Here is a 26,658-nt window from a genome sequence, read left to right on the forward strand (position 1 = left end):
TGATCGAGGGGACCGATGGACACCGACCGTCTGCCGGGCTGCTACCGCCACCCGGACCGCGACACGGGAATCACCTGCACCCGATGTGAACGCCCCATCTGCCCCGAGTGCATGATCAGCGCCTCGGTCGGCTTCCAGTGCCCCGAGTGCGTCCGTGCCGGTTCCGGTACCGGGCACCACCCGACCGCGAACGCGCCGCGCACCATCGCGGGCGGAGTGGTCGCCGCCGACCCGCACCTGGTCACCAAGATCCTCATCGGGATCAACGTCCTGATGTTCTTCGTGGCGCTCTCCGACCCGGTGCTCGCCCGTGAGCTCGCGCTGTACGGCCTCTACCGGGACTACTTCGGCGGAACCCTCCACGGGGTTTCCACAGGTGAGTACTACCGGCTGCTGACCTCGGCGTTCCTGCACACCGAGTGGTGGCACATCGCCGGCAACATGCTCGCCCTGTGGGTGATCGGCGGTCCGCTGGAAGCGGCGCTCGGCCGGGTCCGCTATCTCGCGGTGTTCCTGCTCTCGGGCCTGGGCGGCAGCGCCCTCGTCTATCTGCTGACCGAGCCGAACGTCGCGACGCTCGGGGCCTCGGGCGCGGTCTTCGGCCTGCTCGGCGCGACCGTCGTGCTGGCGAAGCGGCTGCGGTACGAGATGCGGCCCGTGATCACCATGGTCGTGCTGATGCTGGTGCTGACCTTCGTACCGCTCGGCGGCTCGCTCTCCGTGTCCTGGCAGGCTCACGTGGGCGGCCTGATCACCGGCGCACTGGTGGGTCTGGGCATGCTCATGCCCGCCGCCGGCAGGAATCGCGCACTCGTCCAGTGGGGCACCTGCGGGGTGGCGTTCCTGCTGGCCGCGATGGTGATTGCGCTCCGCACCGCGGAACTCACCTGATCACACCGGCGTCAACTCTCCACAGAGTTATCCACAGATCTTCTGTCTTTTCCTCAGCTGTGGATGACGCTGTGGATAACTCATGGGGAGAGCTTCCATCAGGGGCTGTCGGGTGCTACTTCCACTGGGTGGATACGCCGAATCCGGCGGCGATAAATCCGAAACCGACTACAATGTTCCAATTGCCCAGAGCCTCGATCGGCAGCTGGGTCTCGGTCACGTAGAAAACGACGATCCACGCGAGTCCGATCAGGAAGAACGCCAGCATGACCGGGGCGACCCAGCTGCGATTCGTGAGCCGGATGCTCTGCGGCTGCCGGGTGGGCGGCGGCGTGTAGTCGTCCTTCTTGCGGATACGTGACTTCGGCACGAGGGGCTCTCCTGTCGATGCGCTGGGGACCTTGCCTGCCCCGGGCGTCCGTTAGCGTAGTGGACCTGTGGCGTTGAAGGAGAAGGGTACGTTGAGCAATTCCGACGACTCCTCCGTGGGTCCCCGTCGCCGGGCCAGGCCGGTCCGGCTGCTGACAGCCGCCGTCTTCGCCCTGGCCGGGCTGCTCTTCGTCACCAGTTTCAACACCTCCAAGGGTACGAACATCCGCACGGATGCATCGCTCCTGAAGCTGTCGGACCTGATCAAGGAGCGCAGCCAGGACAACGCGGCGCTGGAACAGAGCACCGCGGGCGTGCGCAGCCGGGTCGACACGCTCGCCGAGCGTGACGACGGCAGCACCAAGGCCGAGGACGCGAAGCTGGCCGCCCTGCGCGCGGCCTCCGGCACCGAGGAGCTGACCGGCAAGGGCCTGACCGTCACCCTCAATGACGCCCCGCCCAACGCCACCGCCCGCATCCCCAACGTGCCCGAGCCGCAGCCCAACGACCTGGTGATCCACCAGCAGGACCTGCAGGCCGTGGTCAACGCGCTCTGGCAGGGTGGCGCCCAGGGCATCCAGGTCATGGACCAGCGGCTCATCTCCACCAGCGCGGTGCGCTGCGTGGGCAACACCCTGATCCTCCAGGGCCGGGTCTACTCGCCGCCCTACAAGATCTCGGCGGTCGGCGATCCGGGCGCGTTGAAGAAGGCCCTGGCCGCCTCGCCGGCCCTGCAGAACTACCAGCTGTACGTGAACGCGTACGGGCTCGGCTGGAAAGTGGACGAGCACAAGGCGCTGACACTTCCCGGCTACTCCGGCACAGTGGACCTCCACTATGCGAAGCCGGTGGCGCCCACCCCGTGATCGGGTCCGTCCTGACGTCGTACTGCGCCTGGTGGTACGGACGTTCAGTGAGGTGTGCCTGACGGCGGGCACCCTGATCGTGCTCTTCGTCGCCTACGTCCTGCTGTGGACCGGGGTCAAGGCCGACCGGGCCATGGACGGCGAGATGGACCGGATGCGCGACCGCTGGGCGGCGGCCGCCCCGGCCGCCGCACCACGGCCGGACCCCCGGGCGACCCCCGTGACCCCGGTGCCATCGCCGACCCCGGCGCAGCCGGAGCGCTACCCCGCCGGCCGGGCCTTCGCCGAGATGTACGTCCCCCGCTTCGGCCCCGACTGGGTCAAGCCCGTACTGGAGGGCACCGACCCCGAACTGCTGAAGAAGGGCCTGGGGCACTACGCCGCCACCGCCCGCCTCGGCGCCGTCGGGAACTTCTCGGTCGCCGGCCACCGGCGCACCTACGGGGACCCCTTCAAGGACTTCCCGCAACTGCGCCGCGGCGACGAGGTGATCCTCAAGGACGCGGGCACCTGGTACACGTACACGGTCCGGGGCGGCCCCCTGCGCACGCTGCCCACCGATGTCGCGGTGGTCGACCCCGTCCCGGAGAAGTCGCCCTTCCGGGCGCCCGGCCGCTACCTGACGCTCACGACCTGCGACCCGGAATGGGGCCACAGCCACCGGCTGGTCGTCTGGGCCGAGCTGACCGGCACGCGCACCGCGGCCGAGGGGCCGCCGGAGGGTTTGTCCGGGTGACCCACCCTTTCGGGCCGCTGCCTTTAGTCTGTTCGCGTACCGCCCCCGCGGTGCGTTGAACGAACGTGGACGAAAAGGAATCAGGCGGCATGTACGGCTGGATCTGGCGGCACCTGCCGGGAAACGCGTGGGTACGCGCGCTGATCTCGCTCGTACTGGTCCTCGCGGCGGTCTTCGTGCTGTTCCAGTACGTCTTCCCCTGGGCCGAGCCGCTTCTTCCGTTCAACGATGTGACGGTGGACGAGGGATCGGGAGCCACTCCGTGAGCGCGCGCATTCTGGTTGTGGACAACTACGACAGCTTTGTCTTCAACCTGGTCCAGTACCTCTACCAGCTCGGCGCCGAATGCGAGGTGCTGCGCAACGACGAGGTGGAGCTCTCGCACGCGCAGGACGGCTTCGACGGCGTGCTGCTGTCCCCCGGGCCCGGCACCCCGGAGGAGGCGGGCGTCTGCGTCGACATGGTCCGCCACTGCGCGCAGACGGGCGTTCCCGTCTTCGGCGTGTGCCTGGGCATGCAGTCGATGGCGGTCGCCTACGGCGGGGTCGTGGGCCGGGCGCCGGAGCTGCTGCACGGCAAGACCTCGCCCGTGACGCACGAGGGGCTCGGGGTGTTCGAGGGACTGCCGTCGCCGTTCACCGCGACCCGCTACCACTCCCTCGCGGCCGAGCCCGAGACCCTGCCCGACGTGCTGGAGGTCACGGCGCGGACCGAGGACGGGATCATCATGGGCCTGCGCCACCGGGAGCACGACGTCGAGGGCGTGCAGTTCCACCCCGAGTCGGTGCTCACCGAGTGGGGGCACCGGATGCTCGCCAACTGGCTGGTGCGGTGCGGTGACGCGGGTGCCGTGGAGCGCTCGGTGGGGCTGGCCCCGGTGGTGGGCAAGGCCGTCGCGTGACCGCGGTCGCGCCGTCCGCGCCCACGGAGGGCCGGGCCGCGCGGCGCAGGGCAGCTCAGGAGGCCGCGAAGCAGGCCGCCCGGCGTACCCGCAGGCGGGGCGGGCGGCGGCGCAGGCCGCCGGCCTCGGGCGGCCCGGTGGTCATCGCGAGCCGGCTGGGCGGGGAGCTGTTCATCACGCTGGGCCTGGTGATGCTGCTGTTCGTCGCCTACCAGCTCTGGTACACCAACCTCTTGGCGGAGCGCGTGGCGAACGGCGCCGCCGGCTCGCTGCGCGAGACCTGGGAGCAGCAACCCGGCCCGGGCCCCGGGGCGGCCGCCGCGCCGCCCGTGACGGCCTTCGAGCCCGGGCAGGGCTTCGCGATCCTGCACATCCCCAAGCTGGACGTGAAGGTCCCGGTGGCGGAGGGCGTCAGCAAGCCGAAGGTGCTGGACCGGGGCATGGTCGGGCACTACGGCGAGGGCGCGCTGAAGACGGCGATGCCGGCCGACAAGCAGGGCAACTTCGCGGTGGCCGGACACCGCAACACCCACGGCGAGCCGTTCCGCTACATCAACCGGCTGGTGCCCGGGGACCCCGTCGTGGTCGAGACCCGGGACGCCTACTTCACGTACGAGACGACCTCGTCGCTCGCGCAGACCCCGCCGACGAACGTGGCGGTGATCAAGCCCGTGCCGGAGGGGTCGGGATTCACATCTCCGGGCCGGTACATCACGCTGACCACCTGCACCCCGGAGTTCACCAGCACCTACCGGCTGATCGTATGGGGCAGGATGACCGAGGAACGCCCCCGCAGCCAGGGCCCGCCGCCCGCGCTGACCAGCTAAGGACGAATCAGCAGTGTCTCGTGCCCGCCGCCGCGCCGCGGCCCCGCCCGCCGGCAGCCGCAGTGTGCTCGCCGGATTCCTGAGCCTGTTGGGCGAGGTGCTGATCACGGTCGGCCTGGTGCTGGGCCTGTTCGTGGCCTACTCGCTGTGGTGGACGAACGTGCTCGCGGACCGGCACGCGTCGGCGCGCGGTGACCAGATCCGCCAGCAGTGGCAGGCCCCGTCCCCGCAGTCCGCCGCACCCGGTGCGCTGGACACCAGGGACGGCGTCGGCTTCCTGCACGTTCCGGCGATGAAGAACGGCGAGGTGCTCGTCAAGCCGGGGACCGACCCGGACACCCTCGACGACGGCGTGGCCGGGTACTACACGCAGCCGGTGAAGTCGGCGCTGCCGTGGGACGAGAAGGGCAACTTCTCGCTCGCCGCGCACCGGGACGGCCACGGTGCGAAGTTCCACAACATCGACAAGGTGCGCAGCGGCGACGCGATCGTCTTCGAGACCCGTGACACCTGGTACGTCTACAAGGTCTTCGCGGAGCTGCGCCAGACCTCGAAGTACAACACCGACGTGATCAGCCCGGTTCCCAAGGACTCGGGGCGGACCGCTCCCGGCCGGTACATCACGCTCACCACGTGCACTCCGGTCTACACGTCGAAGTACCGCTACATCGTGTGGGGCGAGCTGGTCCGGACGGAGAAGGTGGACGCGAAGCGGACCCTTCCGGCCGAGCTGCGCTGAACGGCGCCACCAGGACTCCAGAAGGCCCCTGTGGGCCGCGCCGGCACCTCGGTGGCCCCATGAGGCCCACCCGCCCCGGCGGGGCCGCAGGCGGCCGCACAGGGGCGGGGTGCACAAAGGTCCGGCCTCCTCCTCCCCGGGAACGGGAGGAGGAGGCCGGACCTCTGTGGTCGCGCTAGTTGTTGCGGCCCAGGCCGCCGATGAAGCCGCCGCCGCCGTTGTTGTTGCCGCCCTGCTGCTGGCCGCCCGTGGTGATCACGTTGACGGCCTGGCCCGAGTTGACCGGGGTGCCGGGCTGCGGGTCGGTGGCCACCACGAACGCGTTGTCGTCGGACGGGCCGGCGACGATGCCCACCTTCAGGTTGGCGCGCCGCAGGTCGTCCTTGTACTGGCCGAGGGTCCGGCCGGCGAAGTTCGGGACGACCGATGCCTGCGAGGCCTTGGCGATGGTGATGTTCACCGTCTTGCCCACCTCGAGCTGCTGGCCCGGCGGCCACTGCTGGTCGACGACCGTGCCCGGTACGGCTCCGGGCGAGTCGGACTCCGTCACGCTGCCGAGCCTGAGCTTGGCGTCCGTGAGGGCCTTGACCGCCTCGTCCTTCTTCTTGCCCCGCAGGTCGGGGACCTCGGCCTTGGTGATCTCCTTGGCGACGGTCAGCATGACGACGGTGTTCCGCTCCGCCTCGCCGCCGCCCTTGGGGTTCTGCTCCAGGACGGTGCCGGCGGTGCGCTCGGACTCCTGGGGCTTGCGGTCGACCTGGAAGCCCTTCGCCTTGAGCGCCTTCTCCGCCTCTTCGAACTTGAGGTTCACGACGTCGGGGACCGACTCCTTGGGCGCGCCCGTGGAGATCGTCACCGTGACCGTGGTGCCCTCCGCGACATTGATGCCGGCCGCGGGGTCCTGCTTGCAGACATTGCCCTTGGGCTGGTCCTCGCAGGGCGCGTCCGGGCCCTTGGCCACGACGAGTCCGACGTTGACGGCGCTCTTCGTCGCCTGCTCCAGGGTCTGGCCGACGAGCTTGGGCACGGCGGGCCGGTTGTCGGCGCCCTCGCCGCCGAACAGGGAGCGGCCGATGAGGATGGCGCCGACGAGGACGAGGATGCCCGCCGCCACGAGCAGGACGGTGGATGCCTTGCTCTTCTTCTGGCGGCGGTTGGATCCCTGGTCGTAGCCGCCCTGGCCCTGGTCGCCGTAGCCGTATCCGCCGTCGCCCGGGGGCATGGGCGGCATCATCGACGTCTGGCCGCCGGGGTCGGTGGTGCGCAGGGCGGCCGTGGGCTGGTCGTAGCCCTGGTGCCCGTAGCCGTGGCCCTGGTCGGGGTAGCCGTAACCGGCCGCGCCCATGGAGGCGGTGGCGGCGACGGGCTGGCCGTCGAGGCAGGCCTCGATGTCGGCGCGCATCTCGTCGGCCGACTGGTAGCGGTAATCGGGGTCCTTGACCAGTGCCTTGAGGACGATGGCGTCCATCTCGGGCGTGATCTCGGGGTCGAAGTTCGACGGCGGCTGCGGCTCTTCCCGTACGTGCTGGTAGGCGACGGCCACGGGGGAGTCGCCGACGAACGGGGGCCGGACGCTGAGGAGCTCGTAGAGCAGGCAGCCCGCGGAGTAGAGGTCGGAGCGCGCGTCGACCTGCTCGCCCTTGGCCTGCTCCGGCGAGAGGTACTGGGCGGTGCCGATGACGGCCGCCGTCTGCGTCATGGTCATGCCGGAGTCGCCCATGGCGCGGGCGATGCCGAAGTCCATGACCTTGACCTGGCCGGTCCGCGTGAGCATCACGTTCGCGGGCTTGATGTCGCGGTGCACGATGCCTGCACGGTGCGAGTACTCGAGGGCCTGGAGGATGCCGATGCACATCTCCAGCGTGCGCTCGGGCAGCAGCTTGCGGCCCGAGTGCAGCAGCTCGCGCAGTGTGGAACCGTCGACGTACTCCATCACGATGTACGGGATGGAGATGTTGTCGACGTAGTCCTCGCCGGTGTCGTAGACCGCGACGATCGCCGGATGGTTCAGGGACGCGGCCGACTGGGCCTCGCGCCGGAACCGGGCCTGGAAGGACGGGTCACGGGCGAGATCGGCACGCAGGGTCTTGACGGCGACGGTACGGCCGAGCCGGGTGTCGTGGGCGAGGTAGACCTCGGCCATGCCACCACGGCCGAGCACGTGGCTCAGCTCGTACCGGCCGCCGAGGCGACGCGGCTCTTCCATAACGTTGCAGCCCTCTCCGTCAGTCCCGACCGCACCTGTGTGTGGTCCGGCGGTGTGCTGTTCGCGCAAAGGCTACCGGCCGATCGTCCGTGATCGGTTCGGGGCCACAGGCTGATACTGGACAGGTACCGTACGCTCGGATCCGGGCGGGATTCAGTGATGTGCGTCACTCCGCTCCGGACCGTCGCGGCCCGGTTACCCCTGGCTCTTCAGGACCGCTTCCATGACCGCCTTGGCGACGGGGGCGGCGAGACCGCCACCGCTGATGTCCTCGCGGTCGGCCTCGCTGTCCTCGATCACGACGGCGACGGCGACGGGCGAGCTCTTGTCCGGGGTCTCGGCGTAGGAGATGAACCAGGCGTACGGGCGCTTCTTGTTGCCCTCGCCGTGCTGCGCGGTACCGGTCTTCCCGCCGACCGTCACGCCCTTCATCTTCGCCTTGCCACCGGTGCCGTTCTCGACGACGTTGACCATCATCTGCTGCACCTTCTCCGCGTTGGCGGCGGAGAGCGGGCGGCTCATCTCCTGGGGATCGTGCTTCTCGATCATGTCCAGGTTGGGAGCCGTGAGGTGGTCGACCATGTACGGCTTCATCAGCTTGCCGTCGTTGGCGATCGCCGCGGTGACCATGGCCATCTGGAGCGGGGTGGCGGCGGTGTTGAACTGCCCGATCGAGCTCTGGGCGTTGCCGTCCTTGCCCATCTTCTTGTCGTAGATGCTGGCGAACGCGCGGACCGGAATATCGATCTTGTCGTTGTTGAAGCCGAACTTCTCCGACGTCTCCACCATCTTGTCGCGGGTGACCTTGTCGCCCATGTTCGCGAAGACGGAGTTGCAGGACACCTCGAGGGCCTTGTTCAGGCTCGCCTTCTCGCAGCCCTGGGCGTGGTTGACCATCACGGTCTTGGTGCCGGGCAGGAAGTACGGCTCGGGGGTGTCCGTCGGGGCGTTGATGTCCGAGACGACGCCGTGCTCCAGCGCGGCGGCCGCCGTGACCACCTTGAAGGTGGAGCCCGGCGGGTAGGTCTCGCGCAGGGCGCGGTTGACGAGGTTCTTGTCCTCGCTGTCCTTCAGCTCGACCCAGGCCTTCTCGTCGTCCTTGGAGTTGCCCGCGAAGCGCCCGGGGTCGTACGAGGGGGTGGAGACCAGGGCCAGGATGGCGCCGGTGCGCGGGTCGATGGCCGCGACGGCGCCCTTCTTCTTGCCCAGCGCCTCGAACGCCGCCTTCTGGGCCTCGGGGTTGAGCGTGGTGACGACGTTGCCGCCCTGCTTCTTCTCCCCGGTGAACATGCCGATGGTGCGGTCGAAGAACAGCCGGTCGTCGTTGCCGGTGAGGATGCCGTCCTCGAGCGATTCCAGCTGGGTGGAGCCGAAGGCCTGCGAGGCGTACCCGGTGACGGGGGCCCACAGCTCGCCGTTGGTGTAGGTCCGCTTGTACTTGTAGTCGCTGCCGTTGGTGACCGTGGAGCCGGTGATCGGATCGCCCCCGACGATGATGTTGCCCCGCTCGGTCGCGTACTGGGCGATCTGGACCCGTCGGTTCTCCTTGCGGGTGCTGAGCTCCTCGGCCTGCACGTACTGCAGCCAGTTGGTGCGGATCAGCAGCGCGAGGACGAGCAGCCCGCAGAACAGCGAGATGCGGCGCAGGGGCTTGTTCATGACGGACGGACCACCTGGGTCATCTCGGAGTCGGGGGACGGGGCGGGGGCCGGTGCGGGGCGGCGTGCGGTGTCGCTGATCCGGATGAGGACGGCGATGAGGATCCAGTTCGCGAGGACGGAGGAACCGCCCGACGCGAGGAAGGGCATCGTCATGCCGGTGAGGGGGATGAGGCCCATGACTCCGCCGGCGACCACGAAGATCTGGAGCGCGAAGGCACCGGAGAGGCCGATGGCGAAGAGCTTGCCGAAGGGGTCGCGGGCGGCGAGGGCGGTGCGCACGCCCCGCTCGATGATGAGCCCGTAGATCAGCAGGCAGGCCATGACCCCGGCGAGGCCGAGTTCCTCGCCGACGGTGGAGAAGATGAAGTCGGAGTTGGCGGCGAAGCCGATGAGGTCGGAATTGCCCTGCCCCCAGCCGGTGCCGAGGACACCGCCGGAGCCGAAGCTCATGATCGACTGGGCGATCTGCTCGCAGGCCCCGGCGTCGGTGCCTCTGCGCTGCCAGCAGCCGAAGGGGTCCATCCAGGCGCTGACGCGGGCTCCGACGTGGCTGGAGAACCCGGCGACGACGACGGCGCCGCCGACCGACATCAGCAGGCCGATGACGATCCAGCTGGTCCGCTCGGTGGCCACGTACAGCATGATCACGAACATGCCGAAGTACAGCAGGGAGGAGCCGAGGTCGTTCTCGAAGATCAGGATGAGCAGGCTCATCGCCCAGATCACCAGGATCGGGCCGAGGTCGCGGCCGCGCGGCAGGTAGAGGCCCATGAACCGGCGGGAGGCCAGGGCCAGGGCGTCGCGCTTGACCATCAGGTAGCCGGCGAAGAACACCGCGAGGACGATCTTCGCGAACTCACCGGGCTGGATGGAGAATCCGGCGACGCGGATCCAGATCTTGGCGCCGAAGACGTCGGCGCCGAGGCCGGGGACGAGCGGCAGGAGCAGCAGCACCAGGGCCGCGACCATCGAGATGTAGGTGAACCTCTGCAGGACGCGGTGGTCCTTGAGGACCAGCAGGACTCCCGCGAACAGTGCGATGGCCAGCGCCGTGTAGAGCAGCTGGTTGGGCGCGGAGGGGGAGAAGGCGCCGTAGGAGCGCTTGGCGAGGTTCTGCAGGCGCTCGGACTGGTCCAGGCGCCAGATCAGGACGAGGCCCAGCCCGTTGAGGAGCGTGGCCAGCGGCAGCAGCAGCGGGTCGGCGTACTTGGCGTACCGGCGCACGACGAGGTGCGCGGCCCCGGCGAGGGCGCCGAGGCCGAGACCGTAGAGAACCATGCCGGGCGGCAGGGTGCCGTTGATCGCGAGGCCCACGTTGGCGTAGGCGAACATCGGGATGAGCACGGCGAAACCGAGCAGCATCAGCTCGGTGTTCCGCCTGCTCGGCAGCTCGATGGCGCCGATGGTGGTCGTATTGGTGACAACGCTCATGGTGTGGCAGGCCCCCTGCGCCCGCGTATGTCTACTACTTCCCGCACAGCCCGACCATTTGCTGCTCCTCGGGAGTCAGGCTGGGGGCGGGCGTCTGGCTGTTCTGCGCCTCGGCGTTGCGGCGCTCCTCGTCCTTCTTGCAGGCGGACACCTGGACGCCGAGATCGTCGAGCTTCTTGCGGGCGGCGTCGAGGCTGCCTTCGCTGATGGTGGCCTCGACGAGCTTCCGCTTGAAGGGCGGCAGGTACTTCAGTTCGATGTCGGGGCGGTCGGTCTCCACCTTGGAGAGCTCCAGCGGCCCCAGCTTCGGGCTGATGCCGCGGAAGAGCGCGATGTGCTCGCCCTTCACGCCGACGTAGAACTGCGTCTGGGTCCAGCGCCAGCCCGCGTAGAGGCCGCCGCCGATGACGCCGGCCACGATGAGCAGGGTCAGCGTACGGGTGGTCCACTTGCGCCCTTTGCTGCGGCGCCTGCGGGGGTGGTTGTACGTGTCCTCGTAGCCGGAGTCGGCGTCGTAGGCGTCGGCCTCGCCGAAGCTGCCGTAGCCGTTGCCGCCGCCCTGGCCCTGGTCCGCGTACCCGTAGCCGGGGGCCTCGCCGCTGCCGGGCGGACCGAAGGCGCCGGGAGGCGGGGACTGGCGGCCGAGGCCCGAGGCCCGGCCGGCCGGGGTCTGCATGGCGTTGCCGCCGTCGAAGAGCTGGTGCTGGTTCTCGGCGACCGCGCCGACGACCACCGGGGTGTCGCTGACCTGGGCGGCGAGCGTGTCGCCGCTGTCGGTGTCGAGGACATCGGCGACGATGCAGGTGATGTTGTCGGGTCCGCCGCCGCGCAGCGCGAGCTGGATCAGGGACTGCACGGTCTCGCGGGGGCCGTGGTAGTCGGCGAGGGTCTCCTCCAGGGTCTGGTGGGAGACGACGCCGGAGAGCCCGTCGGAGCAGATCAGGTAGCGGTCACCGGCCCGGACCTCACGGATGGAGAGGTCGGGCTCGACGATGTCGCCACTGCCCAGCGCGCGCATCAGCAGGGAGCGCTGCGGGTGGGTGGTGGCCTCCTCCTCCGTGATCCGCCCCTCGTCGACGAGGCGCTGCACCCAGGTGTGGTCCTGGGTGATCTGGGTGAGGACGCCGTCGCGGAGCAGATAGGCGCGGGAGTCGCCGACGTGGACGAGTCCGAGGCGCTGACCGGTCCACAGCAGGGCGGTCAGGGTGGTCCCCATGCCCTCGAGCTGGGGGTCTTCCTCGACCATCACGCGCAGCTGGTCGTTGGCGCGCTGCACGGCCGTGGCGAGCGAGGTGAGGATGTCGGAGCCCGGGACGTCGTCGTCGAGCTGCACGAGGGTGGAGATCACCTCGGAGCTCGCGACCTCGCCGGCGGCCTGGCCTCCCATGCCGTCCGCGATCGCGAGGAGACGGGGCCCGGCGTAGCCGGAGTCCTCGTTCCCCTCACGGATCATGCCCTTGTGTGATCCGGCGGCGAACCGCAAGGACAGACTCATGCGCACCTGCCCTGTCGACGAAGCTGCCTCCGGGTACAACCGGTCTCGAGCCACACTGCCCACCCTCCGGTCGGGAGCGCGCTCGGGTCCGTGTCCTCGGTGGGACGGATCGCCGCGCCGCGCTCGCTCCGCTCGCTCATTCTCGTACTACTTCCGCAGCTCGATGACGGTCTTGCCGATGCGGATCGGTGCGCCCGGCGGAATGGGCGTCGGGGTGGTCAGCCGGGTCCGGTCGAGATACGTGCCGTTGGTGGACCCGAGATCCTCGACGATCCACTGGCCGTCACGGTCGGGATAGATCCTGGCATGACGGCTGGACGCGTAGTCGTCGTCCAGCACGATCGTGGAGTCGTGCGCGCGGCCCAGCGTGATCGTCTGGCCGGCGAGGGCCACCGTGGTTCCGGTGAGGATGCCCTCGGAGACGACGAGCTTGGTGGGTGCGCCGCGCCGCTGGCGCTGCTGTGGAGGCGCGGCCTGGCGGCCCGCCTGCTGCGGGGCGCCGGCGGCGCCCGCGGCGCCACGACGGGAGCCGCGTTGGGTCACGCGCGTCCCGAAGAGATCGCTGCGAATGACCTGTACGGCCACGATGACGAACAGCCACAGAACGGCCAGGAAACCCAACCGCATGACCGTCAGGGTCAGCTCTGACATTGCCCCCGCTTCACCCTTCGGCTTGCCGGTAAATGATGGTGGTGCTGCCCACGACGATCCGCGAGCCGTCGCGGAGCGTAGCGCGGGTGGTGTGCTGCCCGTCCACCACGATGCCGTTGGTGGACCCGAGATCCTGGATCGTCGAGGGCGTTCCGGTCCGGATCTCACAGTGCCGGCGGGATACGCCGGGGTCGTCGATCCGCACGTCGGCTTCCGTGCTTCGGCCGAGTACGAGCGTGGGGCGCGAGATCTGGTGGCGGGTGCCGTTGATCTCGATCCAGTGGCGCCGGGCGCCGCCCGGGCCCGCCACGGGAGGGACTCCGACGGGTCCGCCGGGAGCGGGCCGTCGCGCGCCGGGTCCGCCCGGGGGCGGGGCGCTGGGCATGGGCGGGGCCGCGACCGGGGGGTACCCGTAGCCGCCCTGCTCCGCCGGGGGGTACCCGTAACCGCCCTGGCCGGCCTGACCGCCCTGCTGCCCGCCCTGGGGGGCCTGCGGCTGGGAGGTGCTGGAGGCGAGGGTGCGGCTGCGGACCCGGTAGAGCCCGGTGTCGAGGTCTTCGGCCTTCTCCAGGTTGACCTTGATGGGGCCCATGAAGCTGTAGCGCTGCTGCTTGGCGTAGTCGCGCACGAGGCCCGCGAGCTCGTCGCCGAGCTGCCCGGAGTAGGGGCTCAGGCGGTCGTAGTCCCCGGCACTGAGCTCGACGATGAAGTCGTTGGGGACGACGGTCCGCTCGCGGTTCCAGATGGTGGCGTTGTTGTCGCACTCCCGCTGGAGGGCTCCGGCGATCTCCACCGGCTGGACCTCGGACTTGAACACCTTGGCGAAGGTGCCGTTCACCAGACCTTCGAGTCGCTGCTCGAACCGCTTCAGGACTCCCATGGGGCACCTCCTCCGTAGCTGTCGCCCTGTACTGCTTACTGATCGTATCCACGCGTGGCGGATTCAGGTGGTTCCCCAGCGCACCTGTGAGGACGAGTGTTGGTCCTCACAAGCGATCGTAGGGGCGCCCAAGGGACAGTGTCCCGCACCGGGAGCGGAGTGCGGGAGGGGCAGTCCGTACCGGGGTGCGGGGGTGCCCGGAAAGCGATGTGAATCCACCCCGTTCTCCGTGCTAATCTTTCGACGTCGCCAGGGGAAAGGCCCGAAAGGGAAGATCCACTGGGGTGCTGCTCGGGCGAGTGGCGGAACGGCAGACGCGCTGGCTTCAGGTGCCAGTGTCCTTCGGGACGTGGGGGTTCAAATCCCCCCTCGCCCACAGACAGAACCCCCGCTCCGGAGAGATCCGGAGCGGGGGTTCTTCGTTGTGCCCGTCCGTTTCACCCGTTTCCGCCCGCGCCCGCCGGCAGGGGTGGCCAGGGTCACAGTGCGCCGCCGGGACGGTCGCGGTCGGGGCGGGTCAGCAGGCCCCGTTCCATGGCGGTCACCACCGCGTGGGTGCGGTCGCTGACGTCCAGCTTGGCGAAGACCCGCAGCAGGTGGGTCTTGACCGTGGCCTCGGCGATGACCAGACGGCGGCCGATGTCGGAGTTCGACAGGCCGTCCGCCACCGCGCTCAGTACGTCCAGTTCGCGGGCGGTCAGGGCCACCGGGGCGGGCTGCCGCATCCGGGCCACCAGCCGCTCCGCCACCCGCGGGGCCAGCACGGTCTCGCCCCGGGCCGCCGAGTGGATGGCGCTCACGAGCTGTTCGCGGGTGGTGTCCTTCAGCAGGTAGCCGATCGCGCCGGCCTCGACGGCCCGCTCGATCTCCACGTCCGTGTCGTACGTGGTGAGGATGAGCACGCGGGTCGTGACCGGGGCGGCCACGATCGCGGCGGTGGCCGCGACCCCGTCCATGACCGGCATCCGCAGGTCGATCAGGGCCACGTCGGGCCGCAGGTCGCCGACGAGGGCGACGGCCTCCTGCCCGTTGTCGGCCTCGCCGACGATGGCGATGGAGGGCTCGGGGGCGAGGAGGGCGACGACGCCGGCCCGCATCACCGTGTGGTCGTCCACGACGATGACCCGGATGCGTCCGCTCGTCTCCATGTCAGGCTCCGTTCGTGTGGATCGTGGCGAGGATGCGGGTGCCGTCCCCGGGGGAACTGGTCACGGTGAGGTCGCCGTCCAGCTCGGCGAGGCGCTTGCGCATGCCGTCGAGACCGAAGCCGCGGGAGTCCTCGACGACGAAGCCGTTCCCGTCGTCGGTGATCTCCAGCTCGATGGCGTGCGGGTGCTGGGTGAGGACCACACCGACCGTGGTGGCACGGGCGTGCTTGCGCACGTTGGCCAGCGACTCCTGGGTGCAGCGCAGCAGGGCGATCCGGGTCTGCTGGTCGCAGGTGACGTCCGGCGGCAGTTCCGCCTCGACGGTCAGGCCGGTGTCCTGAGTGAACCGGTCCAGGGTGCGGCGCAGGGTGACCGCGACCGAGCCGGGGGCCAGACCGCTCTGCGGGGCGGAGCCGACCAGTACCCGGGCCTCGGCGAAGTTCTCGCGGGCGGTCTGCTCGATGGAGACCAGCTGCTGCCCGGTGCGCTCCGGGTCCGACGCGACGGTCGAGCGGGCCGCCTCCGCCAGCACGATGATGGAGGCGAAGCCCTGGGCGAGGGTGTCGTGGATCTCCCGGGCCATCCGTTCCCGCTCGTCCGCCGCGCCCTGCCGCCGGTGGGCCTCGGCCAGCCGGGCCTGGGTGCTCTCCAGCTCGGCGCCCAGCAGTCCGGCCCGGGCGTCGCCGTCGGCCACGAGACGGTGGATCAGGAGGCCGGTCAGCACCGAGGCGGCGTACCCGATGAAGACGAAGACCACGTTCCCGGTCAGGGACTCGTCGCTGCGCAGGGTGCTGCCGACGACGGTGGCCGCGGCGGCCGCGCCGCTGAGGACGATCGCGGCGCGGGTGGAGGTGGCGAAGAGCCAGAACTGCGGGAGGGAGACGATGAACAGGGCCGCCCCGCCGCCCGGGAGGCCGCCCATGGCCCCCAGGCCGAGGGCCAGGAGGGCCAGGTACGCCTGGGGACGCAGCACCGGATTGTCCGGGAACCGTCGTACCGCGGTGTAGCAGGAGGCGAGTACCGCCAGGAGGGCCAGGGCCCCCCACTTGGGTGCTCCCGAGTCGTTCTCCACCCCGACGACGGAGGGGATGAGTCCGAGGAGCGCCCAGGCCGCCGTGTACCAGCCGATGAACTTCTGGACGGTCAACCGGTCGATGGGCTGCGGCCGTTCGCTCATGACGTCAGCCTACGGTCGCCGGCTGAGGTTCCGCTGAAGCCTGCGCGCGGACCTTGCGCATCCCGCGCGACGGCCACCAGTTCCACTCACCGAGGAGCAGCATGAGCGAGGGGAGGATCAGGATGCGGATCACGAAGGCGTCGAGCAGGACCGCCGCCGCGAGGCTGAAGCCGATCTGCTTCATCTCGATCAGGTGCAGGGCGGCGAAGCTGGCGAAGACGGTGACCATGACCACGGCGGCGCTGGTGACCACGCCGGCGGAGCTGCCGATGCCCTCCAGGACGGCCTGGCGCGTCGGGGTGCCGTTCATGGCGGCCTCCCGGATCCGGCTGATCACGAAGACCTGGTAGTCCATCGAGAGCCCGAAGAGGATCACGAAGAGGAAGAGCGGTACCCGGGCCCCGATGGAGCCGGTGGATTCGAAGACGAGGATGCCCTCGGCCCATTCGTTCTGGAAGACGAGGACCAGCAGGCCGAGCGAGGCGAGCGCCGAGAGCAGGTTGAGGACGATGCCGATCAGGCCGAGGACGAGGGAGCGGAAGGCCCAGACGGTCATGGCGAAGGTGACGAGCAGCAGCGCGCCGATGATCAGCGGGAGCTTCTCCTTCTGGTGTGCGGGGTAGTCGGCGTTGCGGGCCACGTCTCCGGTGACGGCGGTGTCGGTGCCGGTGAGCCGGCCGGTGGTGGCGGGGATGAGCTCGGCGCGCAGGTTCCGCAGGGAGGTGTGGGCCTCGGCGCTGCCGACGGGGTGGGCGACCGCCATCTCCAGCATGGTGATCCGGCCGTCGGGGGAGGTGCGCAGGACGGGCCTGCCGCTGATGGCGGGGTCCTCGGCGGTGGCGCGGTCGGCGAGTTCGGTGAGGGCCGCGGTCACCTCGCCGCGGCGGTCGGCGTCGGCCTTGACGAGGACCTGGTGCGTGGAGTGGAGCTCGGGGTAGGCGGCCATCGCCCGGTCGTAGATCTGCATGGCGGGGATGGCACGGGAGTGGGTGTCGCGGCCCATCTCGGTGAGGTTCAGGTTCAGTACCGGCAGGGCGAGGGCGACCATGGCGAGGGTGGCCACGGCCAGGGTGGCGACGGGGTGCCTGGTGGTGGGCCGCAGGACGGCCGCGGTGATCCGGCCGCCGCCGGTCTTCGCCTTCTTGACGCGCAGGGTACGGCCCTTGGCGGCGGCGCGGGCCTCCTTGCGGGCCCGGCGGCGGTCGGCGCGCTCGCCGAGCTTGGCCAGCAGTGCGGGCAGGACGGTCAGCGAGCTCAGGACGGCGACCAGGGTGACGACGATGGCCCCGGTGGCGATGGAGGAGAAGATCACGTCGTCGGCGAGGAACAGGGTGGCGCTGGAGATGGCGACGGCGAGCCCGGAGACGACGACGGCCCGGCCGGAGGTGGCGGCGGCCAGTTCGACGACGGCCTGCGGGGAGAGGCGGCCGCCGGCCCTGGCCCGCTCCTCGCGCTCCCGCTTGAGGTAGAAGAGCGTGTAGTCCACGCCGACGGCCAGGCCGATCAGCAGGATCACGTTGGTGCCGACGCCGGCGTCCGGGAAGAGGTGCGAGGCGAGCATCGACAGCCCGACGGCGGAGATGATCGAGGAGAGCGCCAGCAGCAGCGGGACGAGGGCCATGGCGATGGAGCTGAAGACGATCAACAGGGTGATCAGGGTGACGGGGAGGGCGATGATCTCCGTACGGGCCAGGTCGTCGTCGCGCAGGCCGTCGACGCCCTTGCTGATCGAGGGCGAGCCGACCTCCTCCACCCAGAGCCCGGGGTAGGCCTCCTGGACGGCGGCGGTCTGCGCGAGGAGGGCGTCCACGTGCTTCTTGGCGTCGAACTCGGCGCCCTTCATGGTGACGTCCACGCGGAGGGCGGAGCCGTCGGCGGCGGGCACCGGGTCGCCGACCGCCGCCACCTCGGGAAGCGCGGCCATCCGGGCGCCGATGTCGCGGGCGGCGGCCTCGGCCAGGGCCGGGTCCAGGGCGCCGGCGCCGGGCTTGGCGTGGATCAGTACCCGCTCCGTGGGCTTCAGCTGGAGGCCGCCCTCGGCGGCGATGGCCTCGGCCCGGCCGGCCTCGCCGATGCGGAAGTCCTCGCTGGCCGCGGGGTTGGACCCGATCGCGATGCCCGCCCCCAGGCAGAGGACCACGAAGAGGAGCCAGCCGGTGATGGCCCGCCAGGGGTTGCGGGCACTCCATCGAGCGATGCGTACGGTGGGGTTCGTCATGACATACATGCTGGTCGGAGCAGGTATGTCGGCGACAGGCTCGACCGGTTGAACCTTGGGTCCACCGACTGGTGGACACCGGGGATGGCCCGAAGCGGAAGCGGGGCGGTTTTCTCGTCGGATGCGCAACGGCCCCCGGGACGAGCGTAGTCGCTCGTCCCGGGGGCCGGAAACGTATCGGGGCGCAAGGGCCCGCGGGGCGCCTGCGGGGCGTCCGCGGGGCGCCGGTGCGGCGTCAGTGGGTCAACCGCCCGGGGTCAGTGGAAGGTCAGGGTCCGGTAGACCGTCACATTGCCGACGAGCTCCTGGCACAACTGGGCCGCCACGGCCAGCCGGGCGGGGCAGTCGGGGGCGTCGGTGTCCATCAGGATGCCGAGCGTGGTGCCGCTGTGCCCGACGACCACGCCCAGGCCGCCGACCTCCTCGCAGATGCCGATCATCGGCTCCAGGGACCACTTGTGGCGCAGGACCTGGTTCATCCGGGCACTGGCGGTGGCGACCCGGCCGACCTCCGCCAGGTCGCGCGCGGCCACCGCGCCGGTGATCCGGTCCAGCAGCCGCGCGTACTCGTGCTTGTCGGCGTCCGTGAACGGCTTGGGGATGTTGTTGAAGGCGACGGTGTCCACCGCGCCGCCCTCGTCGGCGCCGACCACCGCCATCGAGGGCAGGGAGCCCAGCCGGGCGCGGAGTCTGACGCTGCGGTGGTGAAAGGCCACCACCGAGGGGTAGAGCACCCCGTCGGTCGGTTCGATCCTGGCCAGGTACCGCTCGATGCGGCGCGGCGGCATCGGGACGCCGAGCGCGTTGGCCACGGCCCGGGCGGTCGCCACCAGGTCGGCCGAGGAGCTGGCCAGCCCCTTGCCCTCGGGCAGGGTGCTGTCGATCCGCAACAGGCCCGCGGGTTCCAGCCCCTCGTCCTGAAGGATCATGGCGGTGAGCCGGAGCGCCTTCTTCTTGTGCGGTGGCCACACCTGGAGCCCCGGCTCGTCCGGCCGTATCTCGAACCGGACCATGGACCAGCGGGCCACCGGCAGGGTCACCAGGAAGTTGCCGTCCTCCTCGGGCAGGACGCCCTGGAGCAGCTCGCCGAAGGTGCCGAAGGCCGTGCTGACGCCGCTGGCGGCCACCTTCCGGTAGCCGGTGGCGGGTACGGCCGCCGGGCTGACCGGCGCTGCCGTCTGGGTCGTGATCATCCGGTGGTCCTCCTCACCACGTCGGCGGTCTCCGCCGGCCTGGTACCGGGGAAGTAGTGTCCGCCCTCTTCGAGTTCGTGCAGCGTGACGCGGTCGGAGACCGTACGCCACGCCCGGTACGCGTCCGGGCCGGCGGGGGCGGTCCACCTGTCGTCGCGGGCCACCACCACCTCCACGGGGGCGTCGATCCGGTGCGCCCGCGGGTCGTCCAGGACGCCCAGCAGGTGCCGGTTGGCGGTGATCACGTCGTGCCGGTAGGCCCGGTCCACGGCCGCCGCCCGCTCGGGGCTGAAGGCGTCCAGTTCCACGTACGCGTTGTCGGAGCGCAGCCGGCCCAGCAGCACGTCCCGGTCCGCCGCCGCCACCTCGGCCAGCTCCGCCCGCAGCGTCTGCGCCCCCGGCAGCAACCGGCCCCCGATGAAGACGCGTTCGACGGGCCGGCCGGCCTCCTGGAGCAGGCGTGCGGTCTCCAGGGCCGCGGCGGCGCCCGAGCTGTGGCCCCAGAGGAGTACGGGCGTGGTGACCTGCGCGAGGATCTCGTCGCGGGCCCGTGCGGCGAGGGCGCCCACGTCCTCCAGCGGCTCGTCCTCGGCCGCGAAGTCGTGGCCGGGCAGTTCCGCGCCCAGGACCGCGATGCCCTCGCCCTCCAGCTCGGCCGCCAGGGCGCGGAAGTTCAGGGCGCTGCCGCCCGCGTAGGGCAGGCACACGAGGGTGTGGTGCGGGTTGCGGACCGCGAGCAGCGGGTGCAGCAGCGGCGGCGCCGTGTCCCGGGGCTCGCCGCGGCCGCGTCCGTCGAGCAGGGCGGCCAGATCGGACAGGACCGGGTGGGCGACCAGTTCCTTCATGGACAGCGCCCGGTCGAGCCGTACGGTCACACGGACCGCGGCGAGGGAACTGGCGCCCAGCGAGAAGAAGTTGTCGTGGCGCCCGATGCGTTCCAGCGGTACGCCGAGGACCTCCGCCCACAGCATGGCCAGCCGGCGCTCCGTGGCGGTGGCCGGGCCGGCGTGGCCGTCGCCGCCGTGGCCGAGGGTGCTCGCCAGCTCGGCGAGGGCCTTCTTGTCGGCCTTGCCGTTGGCGGTGCGGGGCAGGCGGCGCAGCGGATGGAGGTAGCTGGGCACCATGTAGTCGGGGAGGGCGGCCGCCAGGCGGGTACGGGCCTGCTCGACGGTGGGGCCGCTGCCGCTGCCGCTGCCGCTGCCGTCGGTGGCGTTGTCGGCATCGGTGGTGAAGAAGGCCACGAGGTGACGGTGGATGCCCGCGTCGCCGACGACGACCACCGCCGCCTCGCGCACGCCGCTCACGGCGAGGAGCTTGCTCTCGATCTCGCCGAGTTCGATGCGGAAGCCGCGGATCTTGACCTGCTCGTCGTGCCGGCCGAGGTACTCCATCCGGCCGTCCGGGAGCCAGCGGCCGAAGTCGCCGGTCCGGTACATCCGGGTGCCGGCCCGGAACGGGTCGGGTACGAAGACCTGCTGGGTGCGTTCCGGGTCGCCCGCGTAGCCGCGGCCGACACAGACGCCGGAGAAGGCGATCTCGCCCGCCGAACCGAGCGGGACCAGGGCGAGGTTCTCGTCCAGGACGTAGGTGTTGACGTTGGGCAGGGAGCGGCCGAGGGGGACGGGGCGGCCGGGCTCGGGGGCGCGGTTGAGGAGCTCGTGCATGGTGTCGTCGCAGACCTCCGTCGCGCCGTAGGCGTTGACCAGGGGGATGTCCGGGCAGAGCGCGAACCAGCGGCGGACCAGGGCCGGAGCGAGGACCTCGCCGGTCACGGAGACGGCGCGCAGGGCTCCGAGGGGGCGGGGGCTGCGCTCCAGGTGCCGGACGAGCACTTCCAGGTACGCGGGCACGGTCTGGGCGACGGTGACGCGGCCCGCGGTGATCTCGTCGAGGAATCCGTCCACGTCGAGGAGGACGTCGGTCGACACGATGCGGGTGGCGCCGCCGGTCAGCAGGGGGGCGGCGAACTGCCAGAGGGAGATGTCGAAGCTCTGCGGTGCGGTCTGGGCGACGATCTCGGCGCCGGCGGCGTCGGTCAGCCCCATGTCCGCGGCCTTCGCGAGGAGGTGGTTCAGGAGACCGGCGTGCTCGCACACGGCGCCCTTGGGCTCGCCCGTGGAGCCCGAGGTGAAGTAGATGTACGCCGCGTGCCAGGGGCGGACGCGGGTGGGGCTGCGGGTGCCCGCGTCCGCCCCGGGCCGGCCGTCGGGGAGCGGCGCGGAGAGGGACTCGTGTGCGCAGAGCACGGCCGGGGGGTGCGCGGTGGCGGCCGCGGCCCGGCGGGCGAGGGCGTCGGTGGCGGGTTCGGCGAGCACGAAGGAGGCCGCGGCGGCGGACAGCTGGGCGGCGATCCGCTCCACGGGCAGGTCGGGGCCCATGGGGAGGTAGACGGCGCCGGCTTTGAGGACGCCGAGGGCGGTGGCGATCCATTCGAGCGAGCGGTCCATGAGGACGGCGACGACGTCCTGCGGGGCGCAGCCGGCGGTGAGCAGCGCGTGCGCCGTGCGGTCCGCGCGGGCGGCGAGCTCGCGGTAGGTCCAGGTGCGGGCGCCGTGCTGGGCGGCGACGGCGCCGGGGTGGCGGCGGACCCGCTCCTCGAAGAGGTCGGTGAGGACGGCGTCGGGGAGCTCGGTGCGGGGTCCGGCGAGGCCGTAGAGCTGGGTCTCGATCTCCTGCGGGGCAAGCAGGCTCTGCCGGTCGTGGCGGGCGGACGGATCTTCGGTGAGCAGGCGCAGGGCGGTCAGGTGGTAGCCGGCGAGGCGGTCGGCGTACGCGGCGTCCAGGGTGCGGGGGTCGTGGCGCAGCTCCAGCCGGGGGTCGGGCCCGGCCGTGTGCCAGTGGACCCGCAGCCTCTCGCCGGGGGCGGGCGGCGCGCCGGCGCCCTCGGTCAGGTCGAGGACCACCTCGGGGCGGGGCCCGTCGGGCGCCGCGGCCGAGGCCAGGGCCGCCTCGGTCGCGGCGGCGAGCCCGGCCCAGCTGGACGGGGCCAGGGTGAGGCGCAGTTCCCGCACGCCGGAGCCGTCGGCGAGGCCGGTGCGCAGGTCGCGCTCGGCGGCGACGGTGGCGAGCACGCGGGCGTGGGCGGCCGCGAGCAGCACGGCCGGCCGGACCCCGAGCGCGGTGGCCGTCCGCGCGAGCGCGGTCACCAGTTCCCCCGGCACGGCCACCACCCGTGAGCCGGCGCCGGGGCCCGCGCCCGCGCCCTCGTCCGCGCCCGCCGTGACCCAGTGGGGAACCCGGGTGGGTGTCGTGGCCGGGGCGGCCGGTGCCGGTGCGGCCGGGGCGGTGGCCGCAGGTGCGGTGCCCCGCGGGATCTCGGTGGCGGGGGTGGACAGGGCGCCTTTCATCGGGGGAGTTCCTCCACTGTGATGTCGATCAGGGCCGTCGCCGCCGTGGCGCGGCGGGACGCGGTCGCGTGGTCCGGGCCGGCGGCGACCACGCAGGCCAGGCGGTCCTGGAAGGAGTGCGTCACCCGGACGTCGCGGCCCACCGCGGTGGTGGCGGCCGCGGCGGCCACGCCCGGGGCGGCCGCGGCGTCGGCCAGGCCGTCGATGGCGGTGACCCGGCCCTCCGTGGCCACCTGGACGAAGCGGACGGAGGCGTGTCCGGCTGCGGGGCCGGGCAGGGCGGCCGGCCGTCCGGCGGCCCGGGCGATGACGGCGTCGACCAGGTCGACGCCGGTCGCGGCGCGGACGGCGACCGGGATCATGCCGCCCGCCAGGCGCGGGTTGACCTCGATGACCACGGGTCCGTCGGGGCCGAGCCGCAGTTCGGTGTGGGCCGCTCCGTAGCCGAGGCCGAGCGCGGCGACGGCCCGTACGGCGGTGGCTCCGAGCAACTCTGCGGTGGCGGCGGGGACGGGGGCGGGAACGTCGTGCCCGGTCTCCACGAAGTACGGCTCGGGTCCGACGTGCTTGGCGACCACTGCCACCACCGCGCCGTCGAAGGTCTCGACCGAGTACTCGGGGCCGCGGACCGCCGCTTCGACCAGTACGGTGGCGGACCCGTCGGCCAGCAGCCGGTCCGCCCATGTGCGGGCCTGCCTGCGGTCCCCGCACAGCCGGACGCCGGCCGAGCCGGAGCCGCTGACGGGCTTGAGGACCACGGGGAAGCCGATCCGGGCGGCGGCGTCGGCGGCCTCGCCGGCCGAGGTGACCGCCGCGAAGGCCGGTACCGGGACACCGGCGGCCGCGTGCACGGCCCGCTGGGTGTCCTTGGAGCGGCAGCGCGCGACGGCGTCGCCGTCCGGTCCCGGCAGGCCCAGCTTGGCCGCCATCCGGGCCGCCATGTCGACGAAGTACTCGGAGCTGGAGGCGATGGCGGCCGGTGCGATACGGGTGCAGGCGTCCAGGACGGCCTGCGGATCGGCGGTGTCCAGCACCACCGTGTCCACCCCGTCCGCCGCGGCGTACGGATACCGGCCGGGGTCGCGGCTCAGCAGGACGGGCCGCATCCCGCGGGCCCGGGCGGCGGCGCAGAACTCCCTTCCGGTGCCGGTGGTGTTGCTCTCAAGAAAGGCGAAAGCGGCGCCGTTCTCGGTCATCTCGTCCCTCCCTCGGTGTGACGTGCCACGACGGCGGCCACATCGGCGTCCAGGCGGCGCTCGGCATCGCGCAGCCCCTTGCGGTGAGCCGTGATCCACTCCCCGTGTCCGGCGAGCCGGTCCCTCAGGGTGGTGACGACGGCGGCGCACTCGCCGGGGCCGCCGCCCCGGTTCAGGTCGGCGACGACCTCGGCGAGCGAGGGCAGTGCGCCGCCGAAGTCGGTCACCCCCTCCGGCGTCTCGATCTTGGTGAGTTCGTGCTCGCCGGAGGCGATCGCGTCCCGCACGGCCCGGCCCACCACATGGTGCGCGGTCCGGAACGGCACCCCCTCGCCCACCAGCCGGTTGGCGATCACGGTGGCGGTGGTGAAGCCCTCCCGGGCCCGCTGTTCCATGCGGGCGGTGACCGGGCGGGCGCCGGAGACCAGCACCTGGCCGAGCAGGACGGACTCCCGTACGGCGGCCAGTGCGGGCCAGGCCACGGCCACGGCCTCGGTCCCGACCTCGATGGAGTTGGTGAAGGGGGTGGACTTGGCCGCGGAGGCCGACGCGGTCCAGGCGCCCACCGCCCAGGCCGCCTTGGCCTTGACGTGCTCGAGCAGGAAGGCGTTGCGCTTCTGCGGCATCGCGGAGCTGCCGCCGACCAGCCGCTCGGGGAACTCCACGAACCCGAACTCCTGGGTGCTCCACAGCTGGAGGTCGGTGGCCAGCCGGCTCAGCGTGACCGCCGCCGACGCCACGACGCCCAGGGCGCGCAGCAGGGTGTCGCGGGCCGCCACCGCGTCGGTGGCGTGCAGGGTGGGGCCGCGGAAGCCCAGCAGGCCGGCCGTGCGGGCGGGGTCGATCGGCAGGTCCGTGCCGGCGACTGCGCCGGCGCCCAGCGGGCAGCGGTCGAGTTCGCCGATGGTGTGGCGCAGCGCGGTGATGTCGCGGTCCAGGGCGGTGGCGATCCCGGCCAGGTAGTAGCCGTAGCTGATGGGCATCGCGGGCTGGAAGTGGGTGTAGACGGGCATCACGGCGTCGTCGTGCCGGCGGGCCCGGGAGAGCAGACCCGCCTGCAGGCGCAGTGTCTCGCCGAGCAGATCGGTGAGTTCGGCGCGCAGGCGCATCGCGGTCATGGTGGCCTTGATGTCGTTGCGGGAGCGCGCGGTGTGCACCTTCCCGCCGATGTCGGCGCCGAGCTCCTCCACGAGGTAGCCCTCGTACATGAGGTAGAGGCCGCGAGGGGCCCGGCGGCCGGTCAGCTCGGCGAAGCCGCTCTCGCGCAGCCGCCGGATCCGGTCCAGCAGGGCCGCCGCGGCGGGTCCGGGGAGCAGCCCGCTCTCGCCGAGCATGACCACGTGGGCCAGGTCGACGGTGCTGGTGGCCTCCAGCTCGCGCCGTACGGCCTCGGGGCCGGGCTCGCCGTAGACGACGCGGCGGGTACGGGCGCCCAGGCCCTGCTCCAGCCGGCCCGTACCGGTGATCGAGGGCGCGCTCACGCTCCCACCTCCACGGGCTGCGGGGCGGCCGAGGGGGCGTGCCGGGGAACGGCGCCGGGGATCTCCTCGTAGGCCCTGCGGTCCCAGGCGAACCGGGTCCACCGGTCGGCCCCCGCCGCGTCGGGGCCGGTCGCGGCGACGGGCGTCGCCGGGCGTTCGCGCAGCGGGAAGCCATTGGCCTCGAGCCAGCTGTCGTCGTAGACGGTGGCCTGGTAGCGGTAGCCCTCGTCGGGGAGCATCACGACCCCGGTGCGGTCGGGGTTGCGCTCGGCCCACCAGCGGGCGACGAGGTAGGCGGCGCCGCTGGTCGGCCCCTGGAAGAGGGCGTGGCGGGCGTGCAGGGCCCGGGTGGAGGCGAACGCCTCGCCGGCGGTGAGCCAGTGGACCTCGTCGAAGACCCGGTGGTCGAGGTTGGCGGGCCACAGGCTGTTGCCGAGCCCGCGCAGCTCCCGGGGGCCGTCGGGCTGTCCGAAGAGCACGCTGTGGTGGCTGTCCACGCCGATGGCCTCGGTGTTCGGGGTGCGCTCGCGCAGCGCCCGTACGGTGCCGCACATCGAGCCGCCGGAGCCGACCGGGCCGATCACCGCGTCCACGGCGCCGAGGGTCCCCTCGAGCTGCTGCGCGACCAGCCGGTACGCGCCCGGGTTGCCCGGATTGGTGTACTGCTCGGGGCAGAAGGAGTCCGGCAGTCCCGCGCGGATCTCGGCGAGCCGGCGCAGTCTGGCCTCCTGGAACCCGCCGACCTCCGCCGGTTCGTGGCAGATCTCCACGCGGGCCCCGAGGTCCGTCAGCCGCCGGTAGAGGTTGGCGTCGATCGCGGGGTCGCTGACCAGGATCAGCTTGCGGCGCATCAGGGCGGCCTGCATGGCCAGGGCGAGACCGAAGGTGCCCGAGGTGGTCTCGACGATCACGGTGTCGGGGCCCAGTTCCCCTCGTTTCTCCGCCTCTTGGAGAATGTGATGGGCCGGGAGCAGCTTCATCAGCGTGAAGGCCGCGCCGTAGAGATTCGGGCCGAGCCGGATGACGCGCGGCATCATCGTCGCTTCGGATATCGAAGGGAAGGCGGAAGTCGCCGTCATGGAATCTCCCGGTGCAGTCGTCGGCGAGGGGGACGGCTCCCACTGTGCTGAAGGGCCCTGACGGGGCACTGACAGCCGCGCCCGCCGGACGTCAGCGGGGCGTCAGCGCGGGAGTGGACCATCGCGCCGTCGAAGACGTGCGGACGCCGGGTGCGGCGGGTGGGCA

The 26,658-nt window shown here is 71.7% G+C and carries 21 protein-coding genes, 1 tRNA gene and 1 pseudogene; 8 read left to right on the forward strand and 15 right to left on the reverse strand.

The features are described from left to right. Positions 1-15 precede the first annotated feature (15 nt). Positions 16-891 (forward strand): rhomboid family intramembrane serine protease, encoded by an 876-nt coding sequence (locus OG753_RS22085; RefSeq protein ID WP_405789781.1) that lies wholly within the window; start codon positions 16-18, stop codon positions 889-891. A 115-nt stretch (positions 892-1,006) separates the two neighbouring features. On the opposite strand, the gene crgA is transcribed toward OG753_RS22085, so the two are convergent. After that, positions 1,007-1,261: a cell division protein CrgA gene (gene crgA / locus OG753_RS22090; protein WP_030383881.1), complete on the reverse strand. Its 255-nt coding sequence runs from the start codon at positions 1,259-1,261 to the stop codon at positions 1,007-1,009. A 91-nt stretch (positions 1,262-1,352) separates the two neighbouring features. Here crgA and OG753_RS22095 point away from each other — a divergent pair, with 91 nt between their 5' ends. From OG753_RS22095 to OG753_RS22120, 6 genes and pseudogenes are all read left to right on the forward strand, one after another. After that, positions 1,353-2,126 carry a DUF881 domain-containing protein gene (locus OG753_RS22095; protein ID WP_327263412.1) on the forward strand — a complete coding sequence of 258 codons (774 nt, stop codon included), beginning with the start codon at positions 1,353-1,355 and terminating at the stop codon, positions 2,124-2,126. Further along, positions 2,098-2,862, forward strand: coding sequence for a class E sortase (locus tag OG753_RS22100; protein WP_327263413.1), 765 nt, complete (start codon positions 2,098-2,100; stop codon positions 2,860-2,862). Before OG753_RS22095 ends, OG753_RS22100 begins: the two co-directional genes overlap by 29 nt. 89 nt (positions 2,863-2,951) lie before the next feature. Beyond that, positions 2,952-3,128 carry a hypothetical protein gene (locus OG753_RS22105; RefSeq protein WP_327263414.1) on the forward strand — a complete coding sequence of 59 codons (177 nt, stop codon included), beginning with the start codon at positions 2,952-2,954 and terminating at the stop codon, positions 3,126-3,128. Then, positions 3,125-3,763, forward strand: coding sequence for an aminodeoxychorismate/anthranilate synthase component II (locus OG753_RS22110; protein WP_327263415.1), 639 nt, complete (start codon positions 3,125-3,127; stop codon positions 3,761-3,763). The genes OG753_RS22105 and OG753_RS22110 overlap by 4 nt, the downstream gene beginning before the upstream one ends. 140 nt (positions 3,764-3,903) lie before the next feature. Beyond that, a pseudogene (locus OG753_RS22115) lies at positions 3,904-4,590 on the forward strand (class E sortase); the annotation flags it as partial. A gap of 13 nt (positions 4,591-4,603) precedes the next feature. Next, on the forward strand, positions 4,604-5,329 hold the full coding sequence (locus OG753_RS22120) for a class E sortase (RefSeq protein WP_327263416.1): 726 nt from the start codon (positions 4,604-4,606) through the stop codon (positions 5,327-5,329). A gap of 175 nt (positions 5,330-5,504) precedes the next feature. On the opposite strand, the gene pknB is transcribed toward OG753_RS22120, so the two are convergent. The 6 genes from pknB to OG753_RS22150 form a co-directional block, all read right to left on the reverse strand. Next, positions 5,505-7,535 carry a Stk1 family PASTA domain-containing Ser/Thr kinase gene (gene pknB, locus OG753_RS22125; RefSeq protein ID WP_405789783.1) on the reverse strand — a complete coding sequence of 677 codons (2,031 nt, stop codon included), beginning with the start codon at positions 7,533-7,535 and terminating at the stop codon, positions 5,505-5,507. Between the two features lie 195 nt (positions 7,536-7,730). Further along, positions 7,731-9,194 (reverse strand): penicillin-binding protein 2, encoded by a 1,464-nt coding sequence (locus tag OG753_RS22130; RefSeq protein WP_327263418.1) that lies wholly within the window; start codon positions 9,192-9,194, stop codon positions 7,731-7,733. Further along, positions 9,191-10,627: an FtsW/RodA/SpoVE family cell cycle protein gene (locus tag OG753_RS22135; RefSeq protein ID WP_327263419.1), complete on the reverse strand. Its 1,437-nt coding sequence runs from the start codon at positions 10,625-10,627 to the stop codon at positions 9,191-9,193. The genes OG753_RS22130 and OG753_RS22135 overlap by 4 nt, the downstream gene beginning before the upstream one ends. 34 nt (positions 10,628-10,661) lie before the next feature. Then, entirely contained in the window at positions 10,662-12,176 is a 1,515-nt protein-coding gene (locus OG753_RS22140) for a PP2C family serine/threonine-protein phosphatase (protein WP_327263420.1), read from the reverse strand. Positions 12,177-12,269: 93 nt separating this feature from the next. Beyond that, positions 12,270-12,773 carry an FHA domain-containing protein gene (locus tag OG753_RS22145; protein ID WP_327263421.1) on the reverse strand — a complete coding sequence of 168 codons (504 nt, stop codon included), beginning with the start codon at positions 12,771-12,773 and terminating at the stop codon, positions 12,270-12,272. Between the two features lie 10 nt (positions 12,774-12,783). Continuing rightward, positions 12,784-13,653: a DUF3662 and FHA domain-containing protein gene (locus OG753_RS22150; RefSeq protein ID WP_327263422.1), complete on the reverse strand. Its 870-nt coding sequence runs from the start codon at positions 13,651-13,653 to the stop codon at positions 12,784-12,786. Positions 13,654-13,946: 293 nt separating this feature from the next. Between OG753_RS22150 and OG753_RS22155 the strand changes: the two genes are divergently transcribed. Then, positions 13,947-14,029: transfer RNA gene (locus tag OG753_RS22155), tRNA-Leu, on the forward strand. 103 nt (positions 14,030-14,132) lie between these two features. Here OG753_RS22155 and OG753_RS22160 read toward each other — a convergent pair. The 8 genes from OG753_RS22160 to OG753_RS22195 all read right to left on the reverse strand — a co-directional run bounded on the left by OG753_RS22160 (position 14,133) and on the right by OG753_RS22195 (position 26,492). Next, positions 14,133-14,801: a response regulator transcription factor gene (locus OG753_RS22160; RefSeq protein WP_327263423.1), complete on the reverse strand. Its 669-nt coding sequence runs from the start codon at positions 14,799-14,801 to the stop codon at positions 14,133-14,135. 1 nt (position 14,802) lies between these two features. Next, positions 14,803-15,978 (reverse strand): sensor histidine kinase, encoded by a 1,176-nt coding sequence (locus tag OG753_RS22165; RefSeq protein ID WP_327263424.1) that lies wholly within the window; start codon positions 15,976-15,978, stop codon positions 14,803-14,805. Between the two features lie 4 nt (positions 15,979-15,982). Further along, positions 15,983-18,196, reverse strand: a complete 2,214-nt coding sequence (locus tag OG753_RS22170; protein WP_405789785.1) for an MMPL family transporter — start codon at positions 18,194-18,196, stop codon at positions 15,983-15,985. Positions 18,197-18,453: 257 nt separating this feature from the next. Next, the gene (locus OG753_RS22175; protein WP_327263426.1) at positions 18,454-19,389 is read right to left on the reverse strand and encodes a kinase; all 936 of its coding nucleotides are present in this window, start codon (positions 19,387-19,389) and stop codon (positions 18,454-18,456) included. Continuing rightward, the gene (locus tag OG753_RS22180; RefSeq protein ID WP_405789787.1) at positions 19,386-22,736 is read right to left on the reverse strand and encodes an amino acid adenylation domain-containing protein; all 3,351 of its coding nucleotides are present in this window, start codon (positions 22,734-22,736) and stop codon (positions 19,386-19,388) included. Before OG753_RS22180 ends, OG753_RS22175 begins: the two co-directional genes overlap by 4 nt. Beyond that, positions 22,733-23,932, reverse strand: coding sequence for an ATP-grasp domain-containing protein (locus OG753_RS22185; RefSeq protein ID WP_405789789.1), 1,200 nt, complete (start codon positions 23,930-23,932; stop codon positions 22,733-22,735). The genes OG753_RS22180 and OG753_RS22185 overlap by 4 nt, the downstream gene beginning before the upstream one ends. Continuing rightward, a complete protein-coding gene (gene argH / locus OG753_RS22190) occupies positions 23,929-25,413 on the reverse strand; it encodes an argininosuccinate lyase (protein ID WP_327263429.1) in 1,485 nt (494 codons plus the stop codon). The genes OG753_RS22185 and argH overlap by 4 nt, the downstream gene beginning before the upstream one ends. Next, the gene (locus tag OG753_RS22195) at positions 25,410-26,492 is read right to left on the reverse strand and encodes a cysteine synthase family protein (RefSeq protein WP_327263430.1); all 1,083 of its coding nucleotides are present in this window, start codon (positions 26,490-26,492) and stop codon (positions 25,410-25,412) included. Before OG753_RS22195 ends, argH begins: the two co-directional genes overlap by 4 nt. Positions 26,493-26,658: the final 166 nt, after the last annotated feature.

Origin of the sequence: Streptomyces sp. NBC_00029, from assembly GCF_045160505.1 — a bacterium.
Classification (GTDB): domain Bacteria; phylum Actinomycetota; class Actinomycetes; order Streptomycetales; family Streptomycetaceae; genus Streptomyces.

Bases quoted from the DNA above. Each gene is read 5' to 3' on its own strand.
- OG753_RS22085 (WP_405789781.1), top strand. From the start codon at position 16: ATGGACACCGACCGTCTGCCGGGCTGCTACCGCCACCCGGACCGCGAC.
- OG753_RS22100 (WP_327263413.1), top strand. From the start codon at position 2,098: ATGCGAAGCCGGTGGCGCCCACCCCGTGATCGGGTCCGTCCTGACGTC.
- OG753_RS22105 (WP_327263414.1), top strand. From the start codon at position 2,952: ATGTACGGCTGGATCTGGCGGCACCTGCCGGGAAACGCGTGGGTACGC.
- pknB (WP_405789783.1), bottom strand. From the start codon at position 7,535: ATGGAAGAGCCGCGTCGCCTCGGCGGCCGGTACGAGCTGAGCCACGTG.
- OG753_RS22130 (WP_327263418.1), bottom strand. From the start codon at position 9,194: ATGAACAAGCCCCTGCGCCGCATCTCGCTGTTCTGCGGGCTGCTCGTC.
- OG753_RS22135 (WP_327263419.1), bottom strand. From the start codon at position 10,627: ATGAGCGTTGTCACCAATACGACCACCATCGGCGCCATCGAGCTGCCG.
- OG753_RS22145 (WP_327263421.1), bottom strand. From the start codon at position 12,773: ATGTCAGAGCTGACCCTGACGGTCATGCGGTTGGGTTTCCTGGCCGTT.
- OG753_RS22150 (WP_327263422.1), bottom strand. From the start codon at position 13,653: ATGGGAGTCCTGAAGCGGTTCGAGCAGCGACTCGAAGGTCTGGTGAAC.
- OG753_RS22160 (WP_327263423.1), bottom strand. From the start codon at position 14,801: ATGGAGACGAGCGGACGCATCCGGGTCATCGTCGTGGACGACCACACG.
- OG753_RS22165 (WP_327263424.1), bottom strand. From the start codon at position 15,978: ATGAGCGAACGGCCGCAGCCCATCGACCGGTTGACCGTCCAGAAGTTC.
- OG753_RS22170 (WP_405789785.1), bottom strand. From the start codon at position 18,196: ATGACGAACCCCACCGTACGCATCGCTCGATGGAGTGCCCGCAACCCC.
- OG753_RS22175 (WP_327263426.1), bottom strand. From the start codon at position 19,389: ATGATCACGACCCAGACGGCAGCGCCGGTCAGCCCGGCGGCCGTACCC.
- OG753_RS22180 (WP_405789787.1), bottom strand. From the start codon at position 22,736: ATGAAAGGCGCCCTGTCCACCCCCGCCACCGAGATCCCGCGGGGCACC.
- OG753_RS22185 (WP_405789789.1), bottom strand. From the start codon at position 23,932: ATGACCGAGAACGGCGCCGCTTTCGCCTTTCTTGAGAGCAACACCACC.
- OG753_RS22195 (WP_327263430.1), bottom strand. From the start codon at position 26,492: ATGACGGCGACTTCCGCCTTCCCTTCGATATCCGAAGCGACGATGATG.